At 62.6% G+C, this 22,195-nt stretch carries 14 protein-coding genes; 5 read left to right on the plus strand and 9 right to left on the minus strand.

What is annotated here, in order from left to right:
- Positions 1-234 precede the first annotated feature (234 nt).
- From recC to SADO_RS15185, 4 genes are all read left to right on the plus strand, one after another.
- Positions 235-3,648 (plus strand): exodeoxyribonuclease V subunit gamma, encoded by a 3,414-nt coding sequence (recC, locus tag SADO_RS15170; protein WP_353112897.1) that lies wholly within the window; start codon positions 235-237, stop codon positions 3,646-3,648.
- Entirely contained in the window at positions 3,645-7,334 is a 3,690-nt protein-coding gene (gene recB, locus SADO_RS15175; protein WP_353112899.1) for an exodeoxyribonuclease V subunit beta, read from the plus strand. Before recC ends, recB begins: the two co-directional genes overlap by 4 nt.
- Complete coding sequence (gene recD, locus SADO_RS15180) at positions 7,331-9,286, plus strand: exodeoxyribonuclease V subunit alpha (RefSeq protein WP_353112901.1); 1,956 nt, start codon at positions 7,331-7,333, stop codon at positions 9,284-9,286. The genes recB and recD overlap by 4 nt, the downstream gene beginning before the upstream one ends.
- 94 nt (positions 9,287-9,380) lie before the next feature.
- On the plus strand, positions 9,381-11,384 hold the full coding sequence (locus SADO_RS15185) for an ATP-binding protein (protein ID WP_353112903.1): 2,004 nt from the start codon (positions 9,381-9,383) through the stop codon (positions 11,382-11,384).
- A gap of 391 nt (positions 11,385-11,775) precedes the next feature.
- Here the strand turns inward: SADO_RS15185 and SADO_RS15190 are convergent, their stop codons facing one another.
- From SADO_RS15190 to SADO_RS15225, 8 genes are all read right to left on the minus strand, one after another.
- Positions 11,776-12,264, minus strand: coding sequence for a pyridoxamine 5'-phosphate oxidase family protein (locus SADO_RS15190; protein WP_353112905.1), 489 nt, complete (start codon positions 12,262-12,264; stop codon positions 11,776-11,778).
- Between the two features lie 338 nt (positions 12,265-12,602).
- Positions 12,603-12,935, minus strand: coding sequence for a hypothetical protein (locus tag SADO_RS15195; RefSeq protein WP_353112907.1), 333 nt, complete (start codon positions 12,933-12,935; stop codon positions 12,603-12,605).
- A gap of 124 nt (positions 12,936-13,059) precedes the next feature.
- Positions 13,060-13,983 carry a glutathione S-transferase family protein gene (locus tag SADO_RS15200; RefSeq protein WP_353112909.1) on the minus strand — a complete coding sequence of 308 codons (924 nt, stop codon included), beginning with the start codon at positions 13,981-13,983 and terminating at the stop codon, positions 13,060-13,062.
- 287 nt (positions 13,984-14,270) lie between these two features.
- Positions 14,271-14,474, minus strand: coding sequence for a DUF2795 domain-containing protein (locus SADO_RS15205; RefSeq protein WP_353112911.1), 204 nt, complete (start codon positions 14,472-14,474; stop codon positions 14,271-14,273).
- 251 nt (positions 14,475-14,725) lie between these two features.
- On the minus strand, positions 14,726-15,184 hold the full coding sequence (locus tag SADO_RS15210; RefSeq protein WP_353112913.1) for a histidine phosphatase family protein: 459 nt from the start codon (positions 15,182-15,184) through the stop codon (positions 14,726-14,728).
- Between the two features lie 452 nt (positions 15,185-15,636).
- Positions 15,637-16,617, minus strand: a complete 981-nt coding sequence (locus tag SADO_RS15215; protein WP_353112915.1) for a serine hydrolase domain-containing protein — start codon at positions 16,615-16,617, stop codon at positions 15,637-15,639.
- Positions 16,618-17,052: 435 nt separating this feature from the next.
- A complete protein-coding gene (locus tag SADO_RS15220; protein WP_353112917.1) occupies positions 17,053-19,275 on the minus strand; it encodes a hypothetical protein in 2,223 nt (740 codons plus the stop codon).
- A gap of 374 nt (positions 19,276-19,649) precedes the next feature.
- Positions 19,650-20,045, minus strand: coding sequence for a hypothetical protein (locus SADO_RS15225; protein WP_353112919.1), 396 nt, complete (start codon positions 20,043-20,045; stop codon positions 19,650-19,652).
- Between the two features lie 146 nt (positions 20,046-20,191).
- On the opposite strand from SADO_RS15225, the gene SADO_RS15230 reads away from it, so the two are divergent.
- The gene (locus SADO_RS15230) at positions 20,192-21,109 is read left to right on the plus strand and encodes a hypothetical protein (protein ID WP_353112921.1); all 918 of its coding nucleotides are present in this window, start codon (positions 20,192-20,194) and stop codon (positions 21,107-21,109) included.
- Between the two features lie 77 nt (positions 21,110-21,186).
- Here the strand turns inward: SADO_RS15230 and SADO_RS15235 are convergent, their stop codons facing one another.
- Positions 21,187-22,188: an NAD-dependent epimerase/dehydratase family protein gene (locus SADO_RS15235; protein ID WP_353112923.1), complete on the minus strand. Its 1,002-nt coding sequence runs from the start codon at positions 22,186-22,188 to the stop codon at positions 21,187-21,189.
- Positions 22,189-22,195: the final 7 nt, after the last annotated feature.

The following is a 22,195-nucleotide window of genomic DNA, read 5'->3' on the forward strand; positions in this document are numbered from 1 at the left end:
AGCTCGCTTCCTTCAGACGAGCAAGCCGACGCTCCAAGCTCTCGTTCATCGCGCCGAAGCGACCATAAAGCCACGCCGCTTCAACGTCCTCCCGCGCTACCTGTCGACAACCAGCCTCGAGAACCGGATACGCAGAGAAAACACGCCAGCGGTCGACCGGGTCGCCGCATGACCCACCATGCGCGCTAGACTCGGGCCCTCGCTTTTTCGGACGCCGATCGACACGCCGCGATCATGTTCTATCTCTATCATCACAACGACCTGGCCCGTCTGGCCGAACTGTTCGGCGCGCTGCGCCAGCCGTCGCCCGAACGTCCGGTCTCGCCGCTGGCTGTCGATACCGTGCTCGCCCCCAACCCCGGCATTGGCCGCTGGCTGTCGATCCAGCTCGCGGAAAGCGAAGGCATCGCCGCCAATCTGGATATCGCCCTGCCCGGCGGTTGGATATGGAATCTGTTGCGAACGGTGCGCGATGCGGAGGTAGCGACAGGCAAGCACTTCGAGGCCGATTGCCTGCCCTGGCATCTCTACGCGGCACTGCCTGCAATGGCGACAGAAATCCCGGCCGTTGCCGACTATCTCGGCGATCCGGTCGACGAAGTACGCCGCTACCAGCTCGCTCGCCAACTCGCAGACGTTTTCGACAAGTACCTGATCTATCGCGCCGACATGCTCGCGCGCTGGGAAGACGGCGAAACCCCGGCAGACAACCCCGGCCGCTGGCAGGCCCAGGTCTGGCGCTGGCTCACCCATGAAAGCCGACTCGGCCGCCGCCATCGCGCTCGCGTGCTCACCGACTTCATCACCCGCCTGCGCGACGACGAGACATTGCAACGGCGCGTCGTCGCCTGTTGCCCGGACAAACTCTATTGCTTCGGCCTCGTTGCGCTCGCGCCCGATCACCTGCGGCTGCTCTATGCGCTGGCCGAACATATCGACGTGCATTTCCTGTTGCCCAACCCCAGCGAGGCCTACTGGGGCGACGTGACCACCGGCCGGCTCGCACTCGATCTGCCGACCACCGACGACGGCGATACCCTGCTGCCGGGCGAAGCCGCGGTGGAAACGGGCCACCGACTGCTCGGCGCGCTCGGGCGCATGGCCCGCGACACGCTGCGGGTACTCTATTCAGACGAGTTCGCGGGCATGATCGAGCCGGAGCTGGGCGAGCTCATGGCCTACGACGCACCCGGCCACGACAGCCTGTTACATCGTATTCAGACCGATATCATTCAGCTCGATTGTAGCGATCCGATCCAGGGCATGGCCGACGACGACACCTCGTTGGAAGTACACGCCTGTCACAGCCCCCTGCGCGAGATTCAGGTGCTGCAGGATCAACTGCTCGACCGCCTGGCAGCCGACGACAAACGCGTCGCGGCCGGCGAGATCGAGACCAAAGACCGGCTCGCGCCGCGCGACATCATCGTCATGCTGCCGGACGTCGCCGCCTACGCCCCGGCTATCGAAGCCGTATTTGGCGGCGCGCCGGCGGATCGCTATCTGCCGTTCGGACTGGCCGATCGCGCACGCTCGGCCGCGCACCCGATCGTGACCTGCGTATCCGCCCTGCTCGATCTACCGCTCTGGCGCTGGGAAGCCAGCGCGCTGCTCGACCTGCTCGCCGTGCCGGCCGTGATGCGCCGCTTCGGTCTGTCGGCCGGCGAACTGGATGCGATCACCGACTGGATCGGCCAGGCCGGCATACGCTGGGGCCGCGACAAAACCCATCGCGCCCAGCTCGGCGCCGGGGCGTTCGAACAGAACAGCTGGCGTTTCGGCCTCGACCGCCTGCTGCTCGGCGTGGCCCAGTCCGACGAGGAAACGCTGACCGACGGCGTCGCGCCCTGGGCCGATCTGGAAGGCGGCATAACCGCCGCACTCGGCAAGCTCTGGCGCTTCGAAAACACGCTGTCGAAGATCGCCGACGCCTTGGCGGAAGCTGCCACACCGGGCGACTGGCAGATCCGCCTCAACCGCATGGTCGACCTGCTCATCGCACCCGCCATGGACGCGCCCGACGAACAACGCGCCGTGGACGGGCTGCGTAGTGTGTTCGCGCAGTTCGAGGCCGCGGAAACCTGCACCAGCGAAGCACCGCTCGCCGAAGACCGCCACCTCTCATGGCCCGCCGTGCGCGACATGCTGCGCAGCGCACTCGACTCGGCCAGCGAACGCCAGCCGTTCCTCGCCGGCGGCATCACCTTCTGCGGCATGGTGCCGTTGCGTGCGGTGCCGTTTCGCATGGTCTGCGTGCTGGGCATGAACGACGATGCCTTCCCGCGCCAGGACACCGGCCGCGCGTTCAACGTCATGTTCAACGCGCCGCGCCTGGGCGATCGCAACACCCGCGACGACGACCGCCTGCTGTTCCTACAGGCGCTCACCGCCGCGCGCGATACCTTCTATATCAGCCACGTCGGTCAGGACGTGCATACCGGCGAGGCGCTGCCACCGTCGCCCATCGTTGGCGAGACGCTAGAATTCATCCATCGTCATTATTTCCGCGACTGGTCGGGCAAGGACTTTCGTCGCCGGCTGATCCACGAACAGCCCATGCAGCCGTTCTCGGTCCGTTACTTCGCGCCGGACGAACCGGACCGCCGCGTATTCACCTTCGCCGGCGATTGGCGCGATGCCACCAAGGCGGCCGTCAGCGCCCGCGCAGTCCGCGCGCCCATGCTCGACGACAGCGTGGCACCCGCGGCCGAAACCATCGAGGCGGTCGATCTCGACAGCCTCAAGCGCTTTTTCGACCACCCGCCCCGCGCGTTCTTCCGCGAACGGGTGAAGCTCAATCTGGATATCGAAGATCACCAGGTCGACGATAACGAACCGATCGCCCTGAATCCGCTCAGCTCGGCCGGCCTGCGTCAGCGCCTGTTCGAAACAGCGGATGCCGCCGGCGACAACGAGATAGAACTCGCCCCGAGCGCGCTCGAGCGGGCCCGCGGCACGCTGCCACCGCCGCCGCTGGCCGATCCGAACTATGCCGCCGAGGCGGAGTCCGTCAACGAACTGCTGCCGATCTGGCAGCGCTGGAAACAAGACGGCGCCCCCGAGAGCGTGGATATTCATCTCGACGATATCGCCGGCGTTCGCGTAACCGGCCGCGTCGCCCAACTCTGGCCGGGCGCGCTACGGCGCTTGCGAACCGGCAAGCTCAAGACCCGTTTTCGCCTGCGCTACTGGATCGACTATCTCGCCGTGGTCGCCGCCGGCCACGATGTGGCGCTGGAAATCGCGGGCTTCTCGGCAAAACCCAAGGACATGTCGCTCGCCCAGTACAGCGGCCGCATCGACCGCGAAACGGCACGCGCCGAACTGGCCAATCTGGTCACGCTCTATATCGACGGCCAGCGCCAGCCGCTGGCCTATCACCCCGATCTCGACGACGGCTACGAACCCGAACAGAACAAGGCGTTCGACAACTTGAGCTTCCGCTTCAAGCCCGAGGCTTATCAGCCCCATCACCTCATGCGCGACCCGTATCTTGTGATGCTGTTGGACGATGCGCAGGCGCCGCTAGGCGAGGACGCGCTTAACAGCCCGTTCATCGCCGCCATCGATGCCGTAAGCGGCCCGATGAACCGCGCTATCCAACCGGCCGACAACCCGCCCGAAACGAACACGTCGGAGTCCGCATGACCGCCCCCCAGCCCTTCGAAGCCGCGAGCCTGCCGCTGAGCGGCCTGCGTCTGATCGAGGCGAGTGCCGGCACCGGCAAGACCTTCAGTCTGGCCGGCCTGTATCTGCGGCTGATCGTCGAGGAAAACGCGAGCGTGCGCGACATCCTGGTGATGACGTTCACGCGCGCGGCCACCCAGGAACTGCGCGAGCGAATCCGTGCGCGCCTGGCGGACGCCGCGCGCATCGCGTACGCGCCGGAACACGCCGTGGCCGGCAACGCCGAACACGAGTTCACGCAGCAGATCCTCGCCACACGCGATGAAGAACCGATCGCGCTCGCGCGGCGGCTGGCCGATGCCGCTGCCCGCGTGGACGAGGCCACCATCGTGACGATTCACGGCTTCGCCCAACGCGCAGCCAACGAGAACGCGTTCGAGTCCGCGCTGGCGTTCGACCGCGGCGAGGCCATCGACGACCCCAGCATCTTTCGCGAAGCCGCCGCGGACTACTGGCGCGAACACGTCTTCGGCACCGGCGATGCCGCCGGCGACGTGCTCGCTCTCTGGCCCACGCCGGACGCCCTGCACGCGACTATCGCGCCGGTACTTGCCCGCCCGCACGTAGAGCTGGCCGGCATTGACGACAAGCAGATCGCCGACCTGCACAAACAGCTTGTTGACAGCTGGCCCGGCACCTCGAAACCCCTAGCAAAGGCGCTCACGGAAGCGTTCGAAGCCGACGCGCTCCTCAAGAGCGAAGCGCTCTACAAAACACTCGCTGCAGAAGAGGATCTGGCCGCCACGATCGACGCGCTCGACGCCCGTATTTGCGCGGCGATCGACGCGGGCGACGTGCCCGCATTGCCCGAGTGGCTGACGCTTCTCGCGGCGCCCTCTTCGCAGTTCAAGAAAGCCGCCAAGTTTCAGGAATACGCCGCGCCGCTGGACGAACTGCCCGCGCTCGGCGTGCTCGCCGAGCTGCAGCCGCTCGCCCGCCTGCTCGCCATACGAAAAGCCGTGGCGGCCGTACGCGCGCGTGCGGCCCTGCGCAAGATCGAACGGCGCCAGTACAGCTATGACGATCTCATCGCCGCGCTGCACGACGCACTCACCGCGCCGGCCACCGGCGACGCGCTCGCCGACGCCCTGCACGCCCGCTGGCCGTTCGCGCTGGTCGACGAATTCCAGGACACTGACCCGCTGCAGTACGCCAGCCTGCGGCGCATATATCTCGATCGCCCGCGCGAGCACGGCGCGCTGCTGCTCATCGGCGACCCGAAACAGGCGATCTACGGTTTTCGCGGCGGCGACATCTACGCCTATCTCGCCGCCGCCCGTGCAGCCGGCGATGCTCGCTACACGCTCACCACGAACTTCCGCTCGATCCCGACCGTGCTTGAAGCCATTCAAGCGCTCTATCAACTCCCGAACAAAGACCCGTTCGTGGTGCCGCAGATCGACTTCCCTGCCGTCAAAGCCGGACGCAAAGCAGGCGACAAGCGCATCGTGATGCGCGACGGCGCGGGCGATGACTCGGTCGATCATGGCGGCGGCGAGATCCCCGCGCTCACGGTCTGGGAACTGCAAGGCGGCGTGCAGGTCCTGAAAAACGGCAAGCGCAAGAACCCGCCCAAGGGCGACGACAACGCGCGGCTGGTGAATGAAACCATCGCCCGCATCGGCCAGCTGCTCGATGGCCAATCCGCACACTGGCAGTCCACAGACGGCACAACGCAGCCAATCGCCGCACGCGACATCGCCGTGCTGGTCAACAACCACCGCGAGGCCACCACGCTGCAGGCCGCACTCGCCCAGCGCGGCATCATGGCTGTCTGCCAGCATCGCGATTCCGTCTTTGCCTCGGAAGAAGCCAACGAGCTGCGGCTGATCCTGCGCGCCATGGCGGCACCGGACGATGCCATGGCCGTGCGTGCCGCCCAGCCCACCGCGCTGCTCGGCAAACGCCTGGGCGATCTCATCGCGCTGGCCGACGACGACCATGCCATGCAGCTCGCGATCGAGCGCTTCCAACTGCTGCACGAAGCCTGGTCGGCCCGCGGCGTGCTCACCGCGCTCGAGCGCCTGTTCATGGAAGCCGCGCCCGGCCTGCTCGCCCTCACCGACGGCGAGCGGCGCATGAGCAACTATCTGCAACTCGGCGAACTGCTCGCGGGCGCGGAGAGCGAATGCTTCGGCATGGCCAGCGTCGTGCGTTGGCTGGACGACCATATCGCCGCCGCGCTCGATGGCCAGAGCAGCACTGTCGACGACGAAAGCCAATTGCGCCTGGAATCCGATGCGGATCTCGTACGCATCAGCACCGTGCATGCGGCCAAGGGCCTGCAGTACCCCATCGTGTTCCTGCCGTTCGCGCTCTGGCTCGGCACCGCCGGCGCGCCCGACAAACCGCCGCTGATCTTTCACGACAAGGCCGGCCACGCACGGATCGATCTCGTCGGCACGGCCGAGGCGAACAAGGCCCAGGCCGTGACCGAAGCCCGCTCCGAAGCGCTGCGCCTGCTCTATGTCGCACTGACCCGCGCCGAGCAGGCGGTAATCGTCGGCTGGCGCGAACCGGACGACTACGGCAACAGCGGCGCGTTGGCGGACCTGCTGCAACGCGACGGCGGCCCGGCCAGTGCCGCGCTCGATCGCCTCACTCGCGATCACGCGGACGCGGTCACCGTGGCGCCCATCAACATCGCCGAACCGCCGCCCCGCATCACGCACCGCGCCCCGCTCGATGCCGACACGCTCGTGCAAGCGCGCGACGACCTGCCCACGGCCCGCCCGCGCTGGTCCACCTACAGCTTCTCGCGCCTGGCCCATGCCCCGACCGACAGCAAACCGGCCGAGCTGCCCGAGCCCGGCGCCGAGGACGAACTCACCGCCGCGCCTACAGAAGTCGTCGGCGACGAAGCCGAAGGCACGCTGCCGGCCCTGGACGCCCGGTTGTCCGGCGTGCGCTTCGGCTCCGCCGTGCACGACATCCTCGAGGAATGGATCGCCAACGATCGGCGTGAGCGCTGGCCGGCGCCCGGCGAAGCACTCACCGAGGAGCAGTATCAGTTCGTCGAAAAACGCCTGCGCCAGTACGCGCTGATCGCCGAAGACAAGGCCGACCCGCGTATCGCCGACACCGCCGACCTCGTCGCGCGCACGGCACACACGCCCCTGCCACAAATCGGCCCGCTGGCCGCGCTGGAAGCCGAACACACGCTGGCCGAAATGGGCTTCATGCTGCGCCTGCGCGGCAATCGCCTCGGTGTGCTGGTGGACACGCTACGCAGCGCCGGCTACCTGCCGGCCGCGCTCGGTGGCCATCCCATGCAAACGTTGTACGGGCTGATGCAGGGCTTTGTCGATCTGGTCGTGGAAGTCGACGGCCGCTATTTCATTCTCGACTACAAGACCAACCGCCTCGGCGACACGCCCGCGGCTTATGGCGAAGCCGCGCTGGAACGTGCCATCGGCCAGGCCCACTACGACCTGCAATACCTCATCTACACCGTCGCCCTGCATCGACATCTGCGGCGCTGCCTTGGCGACGCCTACGATCCGGCAACTCACCTGGGCGGTGTGCAGTACCTGTTCGTGCGGGCCATGGACGGCGAGACGGAAACCGGCGTCTACAGCGACCGGCCGCCACTCGAACTCGTCGAAGCGCTGGATGCCCTGTTCGACCGCGAAGCGGAGGCCGCATGAGCGATACCGGTATGAACGACCTGTTCGACACGCCCTCTGCAAACGCAGCCTCGACAGCCGTTCCGTCTGAACCCGATGTCTCCCCGGCCGAAGCCGAAGACGCCGCGCTATCCGATCTGGATCTGGCGCTGGGTTACTGGGCACGCCGCCACGGCGCGGATCGTCTCGTGGCCCGCGGCTTCGCGCTCGCGAGCTGGGCGGTGGCCCAGGGCCATACCTGCCTCGCGCTGGATCAGATCCCCACCGCGTTGATGAGCGCGGCGAATCAGGCCGCGCTGCCCGACGCGCTCGCCGCCAGCGATCTCGTCACCGTGCTCAATGCCGACAAGACGGAATCCGAAACGACCACCCGTCCGCTGATTCTCGAAGCCGGCCGCCTCTACCTGCAGCGTTACCACGCCTACGAAACCCGGCTCGCCGAACGCCTGCGCACGCTTATGGCCGCCGAGCCGAATCCAGTGAACGTCGACGCGCTCAAACCCGGCAACGGCCTATTCGCTACGGATGCTGCGAACCCGAACGCCACCAACTGGCAGGCCGTGGCTGCCTTTGCCGCCCTACGGCATTGCTTTACTGTGATTTCTGGTGGACCGGGCACTGGCAAGACCTACACCATCGTGCGGCTGCTGCGCGTGCTAGTCGAAGCCGCGCTCGACCAGGACAAAACGCCGCCGCTCGTGGCGCTGGCCGCGCCCACCGGCAAAGCGGCCGCGCGCATGGTCGAATCCGTCCGCAAGGGCCTCGACGACATGAGCGCGGACGCGACCTTCGACAAGCAACGCATTGAAGAACACATCCCGCAGAACGCCCGCACCCTGCATCGCCTGCTCGGCCTGGGCGGCGCCACCACGCGGCCGCGTTTCAACGCCGACAACCCGTTGCCCTACGATGTGGTGATCGTCGACGAAGCCTCGATGGTCGATCTGCCGATGATGGCCAAACTGGCCGACGCCATCCGCAACGACGCCCGACTCATCCTGCTCGGCGACCGCTACCAGCTCGCCTCGGTCGAGTCCGGCTCCGTGCTGGCCGAGATCTGTGCCAATGCCGGCGTGAACCGCTTCACCACAGATCAGCAGGCCGCCGCGGGCGACCTGTTAAGCGAAGCGCCCGAGTCAGCGACGCACCCGCTGGCCGATCATGTCGTGACGCTGCAAACCAGCCGCCGCTTCAACGCCAACAGCACCATCGGCCAACTGGCCGCCGCGGTGAACGCCGGCGATGTCGAGGCCGTGCAGACGCTGCTCGATGCCGATCACGACGATCTCGTTTATCACGACCAATCGAACGCCGCCGCGCTCAACAAACTCATGGATCAACTGGCGGAGGATTACGCAGCGCTCTGCGAGGCCAGTGATCCAACGACCGCCCTCGCCCAGCTCGGCAAGCAATGCGTACTCACCGCCGTACGCCAGGGCCCGGCCGGCAGCGAAACCCTCAATGCCGGCATCACCGAACGCCTGGCCCGCCGCTTCGACTTCAACCCCGCCACCGCCTGGTATCACGGCCGCCCGGTCATGGTTAGACGAAATGACTACCGCACAGGCCTTTTTAACGGTGACGTGGGTGTTGCACTCTACAACGAGTCCGGACAGCTCCGTGTCTGGTTCGAGGGGGACAACGGCTTGCGCGCATTCCTGCCCAGCGCACTACCCACGCACGACACCGTGTATGCGATGACGATTCACAAGAGTCAGGGGTCCGAGTTTGATTTGGTGACGCTCGTGCTGCCGGAGTATGACGTGCCGGTTTTGACTCGAGAGTTGTTTTATACGGGGTTGACGCGGGGGCGGGAGCGGTTGGCTATTTTTGCTGAGCCGAACATTTTGGTTCGAACGATTGGGCGTCGAGTCAGTCGAGTCTGTGGGTTAGCTAACCGAATTTCAGCCACAAATCCAATCGACCTAATCGTTGGCGCGGGGATCTACGATGCAAGACCTGAACGCATTTAAGGATGCATAATGCGGGCCTCGACACCGATGAGCTTCTATAAAACCGAATTCACGACCTGGAACCATTTAATAAGAACTCGAACGTACACTTATTATGACTGATAGTTTTAACCTCTTCGGCTTTCAAATCAGCAGCTCTGAAGACGATATTAAAGCCTTACGTAAGCGTGAGCTTAAGAATCTACTCACGTCCTATGGCGACGAGGCGGACATATTTACTGAGGTAATTCAGAACGCTTACGACGCAGTTGTTCGAGCATACGACGAGGGGCTTTACGGTCCCAACGAAACCCCCGAAATTACGATCGTTATCGGAAAACGGGCGACCGGTGACCGCCACTATCTCCTCGTAAGCGAAAATGGCACTGGGATGCCGCCTTCGGTTGCCCGGCAGTTTACTGTCCCAGGCTTTAGCGCTAACAAAAAATTAGGTTCGACGGTGGGTCACAAAGGCGTTGGCGCTTCGTTTTTCGCTGCCGCTTCTAATCGCTTTGGTGTCGTAACAATAGACGATGATGGCTTGCGAACTGAAGCCGAAATACGCGGCGCATATGACTGGATTACGGGAGAATCTGCACCTAACCCTCAGGTCTTTGAAAAGCTTGACCTCCCACATAGGCTTCATGAATTTTTGCCCGCGAAGCGCGGCACAGCCGTCTATTACGAGTTCCATCCCGGATTAAAGCCAGCCACTCTATCGCACATAGTGCTGAAAGATAGCGACAACCCTCAACGCGAGCTTGAGCGGTGGGCTACGTTTTTCTGCTTTAAAACACCCATTGGCCAGATCGAGCCCCCTAGCGACGATAATTCGCCAGTCAAAGTCGGAATCGCACTCGATGACGGAACTGATCTTTATCGCTCCGATTGGACAATTGTTGATTACGATCTAGCAGCCAGGACGCTTGGTTACCCCTACCCTTCCCGAATACTGAAAATCGCAACCGATGTACAGACTATTGATTCGATGCCGGAAGCTCAGCGCGTCTGGCGTAATAAAGGTCGCCATCAAGCGCTGAGGTTAGTTTGGCACGGTAGCGATGTCGAAAAGGAACTGTCTATACACCACGACTTCACAGAAGACGAGCGTCTTATATTCGACCAGCACTTCCAGTTCATCACCGTCTTTTTTGCTTACTCCACAGATATTCTCAAAGAAATTCACAAACGAGTCGGAACTCGCGCCCAAGTATTTAAGTACGGAATTAGGATCGGCAGTGACGGAGTAGCGCAAGGTCGGATGCTCGACTTCGATCTTACAAGCAATACAGGTCTTAACCGCCAAGCCCACGCAGTAGTGGCGTTCAAAAGGCTTGAGTTGGACGTCGGCAGAAAAATCGCATCTAGCGAGGCTGTAACAGAAGTTATTAGAAAAATCGCGCGCCGTGCTATGACGGTCTTGGCTGAATATCGATGGGCACTTAAGAAAAAAGAACTCTCGGATCCATCATACGACCTAGATTCGTGGCGCCAGCAAACAAAAGACAGAACTTCCGATTCATTGATACGAGTGTTCTACAAAACTCTGGCGAAGCCAGCGGCATTAGAAGTAGACCCTAACTCGGAAAACGACGTGATAGCTCTATTTTCAGCGTTGATTGAAGCTCAAGTCATCAAAGGCTACCGAATCCAAGCGCTGTCCGGGTTCAATCGATACGATGGACTTATTCACATAAATCGTGACGACCCATCATTCCAAAAGATTGACGATCCCCTATCAGTCAGATCTGAGGAATGGGGTTCATCCGGCGATTATCAGGTGGTGGAGTTTAAGCTTCAATTCGACAGTCTGCTCGAAGATTTTGAAAACAAGATAAAAGCACCTAAAGACATAAAACTCTTGATATGCTGGAACCTGCCCGATATCAATGTGCCGCGCGGACATATTCAGTATACGTACGGGGAGCGGCGAGATTTTAGGAGCCTGTATGGTATGACGCATGTATGGGAGGATGAGAATGCATCTAGCTACATTCCCATAATTTCGTTGAAACACCTTGTCGCGGAAAAATTGGCTTCCCTCGAAGTAGGATCTCCTGGCATTGGCACCGCTAGACTTAAAGATCTTGAGTCTTTGGACTCCGAAATGGCTTTATAGCGTGTGGCTCATCTGACATTTGGATTAGGTCTTGCCTTATCTACCGAGACAACGCTGTGTATAGGTGCGACACCGAAGAGATTGGGGTCTAGCGAGGCATCAGGAACAATCGAACAATCGGGGACAGACCACGGTTTCAAGCACCTTCCAAGCGACCCATAGCCCGTCTCGCTGTCGACCGACACCTTAGGGGAAAATTGGGGTCAGGTCTTGCATTGCCACATTCTGACCGTCGCAGCCCCAGCTTCAGGCACCTTTCAATCGATTCATCGCCAGCCTACGCCGGCCGACCCGGCGCTATGTCGCCTGACGCCGTGAATCATCGCGAATGCTCCGGACAAAAAAACGCCCAGCGAACTGGGCGTTGAATCCGTGCTGCCAACGTGGCTAATCAGCCGCCGAATTTCTCGTTCTCGCCGATGTTCGGGGTTTTGTCGCTTTTGATGTTGGCCTTAGCCATTTCATAAAGCTGAAAGACCTTGCTTTCCTTGGCCGCCCAGTGCTCGCCCATCTCGATATCGATTTCGAGCATGACGACGTCCGGGTCTTCCTTTTCGGGCAGCCAGGCGGCGACGCCCGGATTCCAGTATTTGTCAATGATGGTCTGGTCGTCTGTAATACGCGCCTTGCCCGACATGGAGACGTAAACGCCCTCCTCCTGGTCTGAGAACGTCAGGCAGACTTCGCTATCGCCCTGCTGGGCCTCGAGCACTTTTTCCGTGCTGCGACGGGTGTAGAACCATATCGTCCCATCGTATTCCCCCTGGACGAGATGCATGGGGCGTGCGCGCGGTACGTTGCCGTCTTGCGTGACGAGCATGCCGACCTGGATGTCCTTGATCAGGTTCCAGATCTTCTTCTTGTGTTCGGGGCTGGACATAGTCCTGTAATCCTTTGAGTGTGATTGAAATGAGTTTGACCCGGCTCTTGGACCGGCCGATACAGCGTTCGATGTCGACACACTGTCGATTAATAAAGAGAAGCCGGAATCCGGCCGTCGAGCGCAGTCGGCACAAGCGGCTGGCCGGTCAGTGGCAGTGTCCTGATTCCACATAACGGGAAAACGAACCAACTGGATGCATGCGACACATTCGCATCAGGTCTTGCATGTGCACACGGCTCGCCGAGCTTGAGTGCGGAGCACATCGCGAAATTCGGGGAAAGACAAGTAACTCGTATACGTGCCCTTGCTGCTCCGGCCGATCAACTCAACTGCGCCTAATCCCCTCCGGCAATGTCACCGCCGGCGGCGTCCGCTGTAGTACCCGCGTAGCGACCGTTGGAACCGGATGGCGTTTTTGGCCCACCCGCCAGCCACAGCATAGGCACTAAAGCAAGCGGTGGCCGCCGAGCGCGGGCGTTATATTCTTCGGCCTTAAAGTAACCGAGCAACAACGCGCCGAAGATAGGCACAAGCCAGACAACGGCGACTTGCGACACTCGACGTAATTTGGCCTCGTGGTCCGTCAAAATCAGAAATGTGACCGCGACCTGGAGGTAAACATGAATCAGCACCAATGCGCTCAGGAACGTCCATAAAACATATGGCATGAATGCACTCCGATTCTGACTTCGCTACCCGAGACACTGGGGTCACGGGATATTGGTATCAGGCCTTGGATTCTGCACTGCGCCTCTCGATTCACGTGGGGCGTAGCTGACCCGCAGCGACCTTCTACGCTGACGTCAACGAATACCCATCACGCGGGAAATGCACGTGCAGCACCCCTAATTTCTGGGTATCCCGTGCGATGACGATGCGATCCTGCGTGAAGGCAGCCAGCGTTCCGGAGACCGGCACCTTGCCGTAGTCCGACGGTGCGACTTCGACTGTCGTACCCAGGGCTAGCGGCGTATCCACCACGCTCTCCGGAACAGGCCTGGGTTCTGCGTCGCGCGCTGCAGCGAACGCCTTCTCCTGCGTCATCTCCTCGCGATGGCCGTGGCCGATCTGGCTGACGCGCTCGTACCAGTCCTTGACGTTCGGCCCGGCTTCGAGCGGGCGGCGATCGCAGCTGACGTGGAGCCAGAGCGGGTGAAACGTCGCGAAATCGGCGACCGTGGCCGCCTCGCCGCCGATCCACGGCCGATCTTCCAGCCGTGCTTCCAGATCGGCGAGCAGCGCGTTGATCACGGCCTTGGCTTTATCGCCTTGCGGTGCGCGTACCGTGGCGCCCTTCATCAGGCTGGCCCGGTCCTTGATGAATCGCACCGCGCCAATCGGGCCGAACAGTCGGAGCATCGTGCCGAGCAGACGCAGCGGCGGCACTGCGCCGATTGCGGCGAAGAAGGCCTTGTTTTCGGCCTGAGCCATGAGCGCCGCGGCGCGGGCGTCGACCTGCGTGGGATCCAGCGCGGCACAACTCAGCCGCGTCGCCAGTTCGCGTGCGATGAGGGCCGTATCGCAGAACACGTCTGCGCCAACCTGGGCGACGGGAATACGGCGGTAGCCGCCCGTGAGCGGGTCGAGACTGGGCCGCGGTGGCTGCACCGGACACAGCACGGAATACCATTGCGCGTCGGTCAGCCCGAACATGAGTCGAATCTTCTCGGCGTAGGGCGAGCCGTCGTAGTGATGGAGGATCAGCGAGTCGTTCATTGTTATAGCTTTTCTCTAGCGTCGAATTGCACGGCGTTTCCGTGGCCGCGGCTCCAAGGACCCTCGGTTCGGCAACGGAATCGAGTTGAATTGAAGTCAGTATCGGCAGTTTCGGATTGGTCGAACGCCACACCAAGCATCTTGCGGTCAAACACACCACAGGTCACAAGGCGTCGCGTGTTCGCGGCGGAATGTACGACACCACGTTGGCTCGCCGAGGCGGCCGCGTGCATGCGTGAGGCCGCCCCGGCCATGGGGAGGATCGCCAGATTCAGCCTCCAACTGGGTTATTCGACTGCCCCAACCGCGCGACTGACCGCCGCGGCGTCGCTATATTCGCCGTCCGGCAGCGCTTCGATTACGGTTCGTACGCCCAGCGAGGCGCCTTGTTGTTCGGCATGCTCGGCGAGCTGTGCTTTCGAGGCGGGATAGTCCATTCCAGCCAGATACTTCTGAATTTCTGCTGCGCTCGCGTGATCGGGACGGGACATGGGGTCGCTCCGATTGAATAAAGCGTCACCGTGCCATCTCGCGCCGCGGCCGAGTATCCGGAAAAGGCCGTGGTTTTTCGTGAACCAGCGACAGGAAAGTCCCGGCCGCCGGGCGCTTGCGTGCGTCTCCGAGACCAATGGGTCGCACGCTCATGTACAGCACCGTTCCCGACCCGCATCGTGAGAAATGGCCGGGCTGAAACCGCAGGTTCCGATAGCCCGTCCGACTGATCGCCATTTCTTCGCAGCCGTCAATCCGGCGGAGCGATCCGCCCAAGCGTCTGCATCACACCAGTCCCCGGCCGAACGACGATCAACTCTCCCGACGCGGACGACTGCCCGGACAAGGCCGTGATATTCACCTGATGCGTTACAAATACGCGCGGCCGCTTGCCGGCACCGTCCTGTATCAACTGCTGCACCGCCCTTGTTTGCGTTGCGCGCGAGCTCCGATCCTCGAAGAACGAGTTCAGCGCCGGTGTTGGCGTGACCTCGCCCAGATCCAGTAAACGGGCCGTATCCAGTGCGCGGCACCACTGGCTGGACAGCACGACGGCCTGTTCGATGCCATTCGCTCTAAAGGCATCGCCAATCCGCGCGGCTTCTGCACGCCCTGCTTCCGACAGGTTTCGTTGGGTAGAGCAATCGTTTAGGTCGAAGTTCGGCGGGTCGCTAAAGCCCGGCGCGCTCGCATGGCGCAGCAGCGCCACGGCCCGACCACTCGCCACTGCTTGCCATAGCTCGGTTTCCGACGCGTCAGCAGCCCCGGCGGACGACAATGATGCGATCAGTACGACGCCACAGCCTGCGAAGCTGGCGAGAATACGGCTTACGGTTGTCATCAATCAGCCCTCGCACCCGCGACGTCGATGCGGTCTGTATTCGAACTATCCTTTTCTGCAAGGCTATTCAGGTTCGCAAGACCCCGAACGCATCGCTGGAACCACGATACCGAAGGTCGAGAATACGGGCCGCGTACGCACGCCATGCCCGGTCGTTTCGTGAGGCATGCAGCATTGCCCCGTTCGCCACACCGTTGCACCGGCATTGCTGCGAATTTGCGGCCCAATCTTGCGTTTAGCATCCACAGTCCAAGCTGGCCGCTCCCATTCATTGATCCGACGTCCGAGCCATCGCACGTTCGTATCGCGGATCGTCTGCCTTAAATCGCTCTGATAATCTTTTCGACAATCGCCGCCTGCTGCTGGAAATAGCTGCCGCTTGAAGGCGGCGTCGGGTCAGAGGTGATGACCACGCTCAGATCCTTGTCAGGCACGACGAACAGCAACTGGCCGCCGTATCCGCGGCCGTAGTGAGCGGTGACGCCCGCCAGTTCGGTCGTGAACCACCCATAGCCGTAGGCGTGGCCGGTATAGACGGAATTCGTGCGGTGCTGCCAGCTGGCTTCTATCCAGTCTTCGGTTATCACCTGCTCGCCGTCGACCCGACCGCCACGGCGAATCATTTCAGCGAACGCCAGCAGCGCAGTGGGCGCCAGCCCCATTTCGTTTCCACCGAAATAGATGCCTTGTGGATCACGGGTCCACGGCGGGATATCGATACCCAGCGGCTCGCCGAGCCAGTCCCGCATGAGCGCGAGCGTGCTGCGACCTGTGGTCTGCGTGAGTGCGGCCGAGAGCAGATGGCTGTTGCCCGTCGAATAGAGCATGCGCCCGCCCGGCTCGCCTACGAACGGGCGCCGCAAGGCATCCGCAACCCAGTTGTCGCTGGCCACCCAGGCACCGTAGTTGCCACCCGACGTGCGCTCCAACCCGGACTGCATCGACAGCAGTTGGCCGACGGTGATCTCGCGTACACGCGGATCGACGTTCGCCGGCACGCGGTCGGCCAGCAATTCGGTGACCGGCTGGTCGACGCTTTCGATGACGCCGCGGTCGATGGCCGCCCCGACAAGCGTCGCGATCCAGGTCTTGGACAGCGATTTGATATTGACCGTCTCATCAGTGCGATAGTCGCGATACCCGCGTTCGATAACGGTTTCGCCTTCGACGGCAACGAGCAGCGTATGCGTGCGGGCCAGTTCACCGGCGCGCTCGGCGATATCGGCCCGCGTGCGCTCGTCGAACGCGGCGCTGCTGACGCCGCACCAGATGAGCAAGCCCCAGAATAGAAGCTGCCGCACGAGGCGTGGACTTGTCGCCTTGGCGCAGAGTGAACATCCCGTGATTTGCATTACCGCATGGTAATGCGTCGAGCGGCCCTGTTGGGGTTCTGGCATCGCGTTGCACGCAGGACTGGAATACTCAGCGCAGTCAACGCTCAGCATTTGTACGGAGTCTTTGTCGTGCGCGGCCCTCGCACTACCGCGGTTCCACCCTGAATGCCCATATCCGAGGCGCCTAATCGATGCAGCAACCGCGCGTTGAGACGCGGGCCCGTCGAAAGACCACGAAAGGCTAGCCTGATACCAGAGCGGGCTGCGCGAGGCCGTACAAATGGTGGCCTTTCCCGCGGGTACTGTTTGACTGGTCGGTGTGCTTTTGAAATCTCTGAAATAGAGCAAGCCCGGTGGATCTCCACCGGGCTTGTTACTTTGCCGGACGAACCGGAGCCGGCGCTACGGCGTGTAGCCGTCGACGGTGCAGGGCGCGTCTGCGCAAGTGTCGTTGAACGTCCCATCGGTTTTCAGGAAGTCCGACTTTTGCTGCTGTGCGTTGTCATCGGCGCGGGGCAGCGCGTGCGGGTCTTCACCGAACTCGGGCTCGAAAGGCGGCGTGTTGGTGATCGGTGGCGGCGCGGTCCCCCCGACGACATCGCCCGTATCGTTCAAGCGTACGGGGCCATTGTCCCAATAGACGATCGCAGAGCCGTCGTAGTTCTGTGGGTTCTCGATCGCAGGCAGTTCGACGAACGGATTGCTGTCGGGGTGCCGACCCGGAACAAGCGCCGGGGTTCGCAGACGCGCGCCGATGGTGCGCGCCATGAGTTCGGCCGACCACATGCTGACCTGGTGATCGCCAAACGCGACATGCAGCAAGACCTCGTGCGAGGGCGTATTCGGTAGTGTGTCGTCGACGATATGCGCCGCGTACCCGCTGGTTTCCGCCCGATCCCAGAGCATCTGCAGGAAGGACAGCAGGAAGGTGCGATCAAGACCATTGGTATAACCGCCGGTCGCAGCCGGCAGGCCGTCGCCGCCCGGGGCCACGCCGCTGAAGTAGGCGTCGAAAGGCGCGAAATCAACGCTACGGCGCAATAGCAGGCTGTAGTTCATGCCGGGCACGCCGAGCACGCCGCGTTTGACGATCTGCGTGATGCCCATGAAGGCACCGCCGAGAATACCGCCCTGGCTGTTGCCGTCGTAGAAGACTTCGCTGTTGTCGAAGACGGAGACCCCGTCGACCTGAAATGCCGAATTGCTTGCGAAGCCGTCGTTCGCATCGAGCGCGCGCGCGAGGAATTCAAAGTTCAGAATGCCCTGCTGAGTGCGATCGAAGAACGGTGGCATGGCCGAGAAGTTCTGGAACGCCTGGATGGCAACCGGCACGTCGGCAGATGCGAAGCCGATCCAGTCTGTGGCACAAAACATCATGTTGTGCGTGCTGGCCATATCGTCGACATTGCCCGCGCGGACTTCCGAACGACTCCCCAGCAGACCGTGACCGTAGAGCGAGGGTCGCGCGGGTGTGACGTCGGCCGCCTGAGCATTCGCGACAGTCTGGCCGGAGAGCGCAGCGTACGGAATACGGCAGGTGAACTCCGCGCTCAGCGTATTCACGCCGGCATTCATGCGGTCGGGCAACCCGTCGTCAGGCGTGTCGCTATAGAAGAAGCCGGAGCCCGGGCCGCCACTGTCGGTATTCAGAAAGTTCGGCACCGTGAAGGTCCCGCGCACCACCCGGGCAATTTCGGTATCGAAGCCGTCGGCGCTGGAATCGCTGTTCTGATAATCCTCTGTTTCCAGAACCTGAAAAGCGGGTGTTTGACCCCCGAGCGATGCGGCGGCGCTGTCGCGGATATGCAGCAAGCGCTCGGTATTGGTTTCGCGGCTGGCCGTGGTAAATGACCACGCGAGATAAAGATTGTCGCGGGCAACGCCGTGGCCTTCGAGCGTCTCGAACAGCGCGTCCATTTCAGGGCGGCGGTCCTCGATACCGTCACGGTCAGTGGGGACGGCATCCCGATAGATACGAAACGCATCGCTCGCCAGGAGCCGTTCGCCGTCAGCGTTGCGCAGGTCGCGCAGCACTGCAATATAGCGCCGGCCCTCGGCCAGCTGGCGCGCCGGGCGAATCAACAGCGCACGGTCGGCGTCGTTTTCAACGCTGGCGTCCAATTCCGCCCAGATGAGTTGACGTTCCCCCGTCATCGCGTCCAGCAGCATGACCGGCGCATCGGCATCGAGCGAATCGGACAAATCGGTGATACGGACCGCGCCGGTCCGTGCCAGATCCAGACCCGGCACGCGCGTCATCAGTGTCTGGTTCGGGGAGAATCCGTCGTTACGATTCCACTCGGCCGGATCAATCGGTTGCCCCTGCTGATTGGTCGGCAGCGAGGCCTGGGCTATCGCAACGCGTCGCCCTGTAGGCGTGGTCGAATCCTCACGGGTGTAATAATCGCTCGGCCAGGGGAAAAGGCAATAGTTGCTATCGACAATACTGCAGCGGTCTGCGTTGGTCAGATCCACCGCGCTCGGATCCGGCGGCGTGGCTTGCGGATTCCCCGAGCCGACGTCGTCATCACCGCCGCCACTTCCGCCGCATGCCCCAAGCGCCGCCACGAGCAAGGCACAACCGGTCAAGCGCGCATGACGCGCGCAATCCTTCAGGATAGACATCGCAACTTCCCCTCATTACACGCGCCTTTAGACGCTATTTATTGTTCTGTTGTCGCCGAAAATAACCAGATGAGGTCATGTGCGACGCACTATTTACAGTTTGTTAGCAGAGATTCGCCCTCGGGCGCAATACAAGAGGTAGCGTTCACGGGACTTAACCCGAATCGCGAGAGCCTATTCGTTCCGAGACGGCGCGTAGGTTTGCGTCGACCTGCGGCGCAGGCCCATTGCCGCCGGCATCGAATACGGCCTTGGATTCGGCAGCGGATATCGACGCCCGCCATGACGATTGCCGACGATTCAATCCAACGAACCCACCCCTGAAAGAACGGCTATGAAAAGGTACTTAGCCGTTCGGCAGTACCGGCTCCGCTTCAACGCGTCGTGTCTCCATCCCCGTGGGTGCGTTTGGTGCTGTGATCATCGTCGGCGCCGCCGGTACGGTTCAAGTCGGAATCACGTTCGTCATCGCGTTCGATGTCGAGATCGTCGTCGACCGCGCCCGTGCGGTTTCCGCCCACCTCGTTCTCGGCGGCAGGATCCTTGGCGTAATAGTTGTCGTCTGTATGCGTCCGGTTGGACGTGGCTCGGGCGGCGTCGACAGGCACGCCGGAGGCGCCATCGGTTTCGGAAACGCCGTCGACGGTAATTGCCGCGGCGGTGTTCGCCGGAGCGGCAGACGGTGCCGCTGTGGGCGATGACTGGGCGGCGCTGGCGGTGCCGGCCGCAGCCAGCAACGCAGCGATGAGGATGGTCGTACGAAACATCATGCGTTTCTACCTTGGCCGTGTCTGGCGATTCGGGACTGATTATCGAGGCGACACCGGAATTGCGGTAATCGACGCCTGTTATTCAAAACACACGGCAAATCTACCGTACCGAAGCAGGCACGCGTGACCCGGGTGGATCGAGCGCCGTGCCGTCAACAGGAATTCAAACGAACCCGTATTCGGGATACGCTCGTTACGGGGCAGTCGATGTTATTCGTGTTGAGTGGGGGGTGACGATGAATTTTCGACACGCACTTTTCGGCATTGTGGCGGGTGTGGGCCTGCTTTCGGGGTGCGCCAGCTCACCCTATCTCGACCCGCCGAACTGGTTGAGCGCTGATAATTCTCCGGTCTGGACGTCGGCGGCGCGCTCTGAATTCGTTGAAAGCATCAAGCCCGGCGAGACGACGCTCGGCGAAGTGGTCGCGATGTACGGCCCGGCGATGGCCTACGCCACCCAAGCGAACGACGGGCAGCGGACCTCCGAACTGCTGTGGTACGGCGAAACGGGCCTCGACCAGCCCTGGACAGCAGTAGTCGTGCCGGGCGACTACGCGGCCTGGAGCGAAAGCAGCCCGGTGCTGGCCGTGTATACCAGCGAAGGGCTGAAGAAACACCGCTCTACCGGAGCAGCTTCCGAAACTCGCGGCAGGCAATCCGCGGTCGCTTCGTCCGCAGAGCCGCTGGCTGCGCCAGAACAGGCCAGCGGCAATCCCGCGTCTTCCACCGGCACCGAAGACGCTCGCCCGCCTGTGATCGAAAACGCACTGGTGGACGGCGTGATCGGGCCGGGTGAAGTCGACGACGAGATCGCTGCTGCGATGGCGGCTTTCGGCAACTCCGGCGGCACGGTGTCGAGCTTTCGCTCCCGGTTCGGGCCCGAGGCCGACTACGACGAGGACACGCGGCTTTTTCGGAAAGTCGGCTCCACGCTGTTCTACGGCAGCGAATATGGCGGCGGCCCGAGCATATGGGTGGAATTCGATGGCGACGACCGCTACCGGTCCACGATGATTCACGTACCGCGGGACGGCAACCGCGCGCCGTACGAGCGGTTTTTCTGACCGGCGCACGAGCCGTCAGCCGGCGATCACGATCCAGGCTTCAACGCCGGTTGGCGGACACGCTTCACGCGCGCCGCTCAGCCAAACGGGCGCTTCTTTATCCACTCGACCGTCTGCGCCAGCGTCGTCGGTATGTCGCGAAAGGTCACACCAAGGCTGTCGCGCCGGGTGAAATCGAAGCGGGTCGGCTCTTCTGCCGCGCCCGTCAACGGCGCCGGCAGGCCGGCATCAGGCACATGCGGCGCGAGGGCCTGGTAGATGTCGACCCAGGGCCAGCTGTCGTAGAGGGCGAAATAGCGCCCCTGGGCGGCCTGTTGCTCATAGGCAGCAAGGAACAGCGCCGCCACGTCGTCCAGATGCGCCATGGAGATGGAGCCGCTGGGCACGGTGTCGTGCTGGCCTTTTCGCCCGTCGACCATGGCCGCCAGGCTGGCATGAAAACCGCGCTCGAGATGCTGCGGCAGCACGGTCGGACCGAGCATGATCGTAGGCAGCAGGATCGCCAACCGCTGGTCGTTATCGTCGGCGAAGGCCTGGGCTTCGCGTTCCATCACGATCTTTTCGGCGGCCGTGTATTTCTTGCGGCGCATCTGTTCGTCCGGGTCCGAGACGGCGTCGCGTTCGTTCTTGACCGCGATCGGCTCGGGTGGATTGGTGCTGCTGGTGCTGCTGCAGATCACCACGTTTTTCGTGCCGGCACGTGCTGCGGCCCGCATGATCGCCAGACAGCCGTCCGCGGTCGGCCGGATGATGTCGCGCCAGCCCTGCGCATCGTCCATCTTGGTGGCGGGCGTACCGTCCGGGCCGCGATAGCGCGGCGCGAGGCTGGCGATGAATACGCCGTCCACCCCCGCCATCGCATCGTCGAAGCTGTGGCTGTCGCTCATGTCGGCGGAGAATAGCGTCAGGCGGTCGGCCGCGCCGGGCAGCGCTTTCAAATGGCGCGTCTTGCTCTCGTCGCCGGCATCGCGCAGCGTCGCATTAACGCGGTAGCCGGCAGCCAATGCCGTTTTCACGATGTTCGAGCCGACGAGCCCGCTGCCGCCGGCGACACATAGCGTGGTGGATTGTTTGCTCATGATTGCA

The organism is Salinisphaera dokdonensis CL-ES53, from assembly GCF_040361215.1.
In the GTDB taxonomy this organism is placed as follows: Bacteria; Pseudomonadota; Gammaproteobacteria; order Nevskiales; family Salinisphaeraceae; genus Salinisphaera; species Salinisphaera dokdonensis.

Excerpts from the sequence above, each read along its gene's own strand:
- recC (WP_353112897.1), top strand. The coding sequence starts at position 235 with ATGTTCTATCTCTATCATCACAACGACCTGGCCCGTCTGGCCGAACTG.
- recB (WP_353112899.1), top strand. The coding sequence starts at position 3,645 with ATGACCGCCCCCCAGCCCTTCGAAGCCGCGAGCCTGCCGCTGAGCGGC.
- recD (WP_353112901.1), top strand. The coding sequence starts at position 7,331 with ATGAGCGATACCGGTATGAACGACCTGTTCGACACGCCCTCTGCAAAC.
- SADO_RS15185 (WP_353112903.1), top strand. The coding sequence starts at position 9,381 with ATGACTGATAGTTTTAACCTCTTCGGCTTTCAAATCAGCAGCTCTGAA.
- SADO_RS15190 (WP_353112905.1), bottom strand. The coding sequence starts at position 12,264 with ATGTCCAGCCCCGAACACAAGAAGAAGATCTGGAACCTGATCAAGGAC.
- SADO_RS15195 (WP_353112907.1), bottom strand. The coding sequence starts at position 12,935 with ATGCCATATGTTTTATGGACGTTCCTGAGCGCATTGGTGCTGATTCAT.
- SADO_RS15200 (WP_353112909.1), bottom strand. The coding sequence starts at position 13,983 with ATGAACGACTCGCTGATCCTCCATCACTACGACGGCTCGCCCTACGCC.
- SADO_RS15205 (WP_353112911.1), bottom strand. The coding sequence starts at position 14,474 with ATGTCCCGTCCCGATCACGCGAGCGCAGCAGAAATTCAGAAGTATCTG.
- SADO_RS15220 (WP_353112917.1), bottom strand. The coding sequence starts at position 19,275 with ATGTCTATCCTGAAGGATTGCGCGCGTCATGCGCGCTTGACCGGTTGT.
- SADO_RS15225 (WP_353112919.1), bottom strand. The coding sequence starts at position 20,045 with ATGATGTTTCGTACGACCATCCTCATCGCTGCGTTGCTGGCTGCGGCC.
- SADO_RS15235 (WP_353112923.1), bottom strand. The coding sequence starts at position 22,188 with ATGAGCAAACAATCCACCACGCTATGTGTCGCCGGCGGCAGCGGGCTC.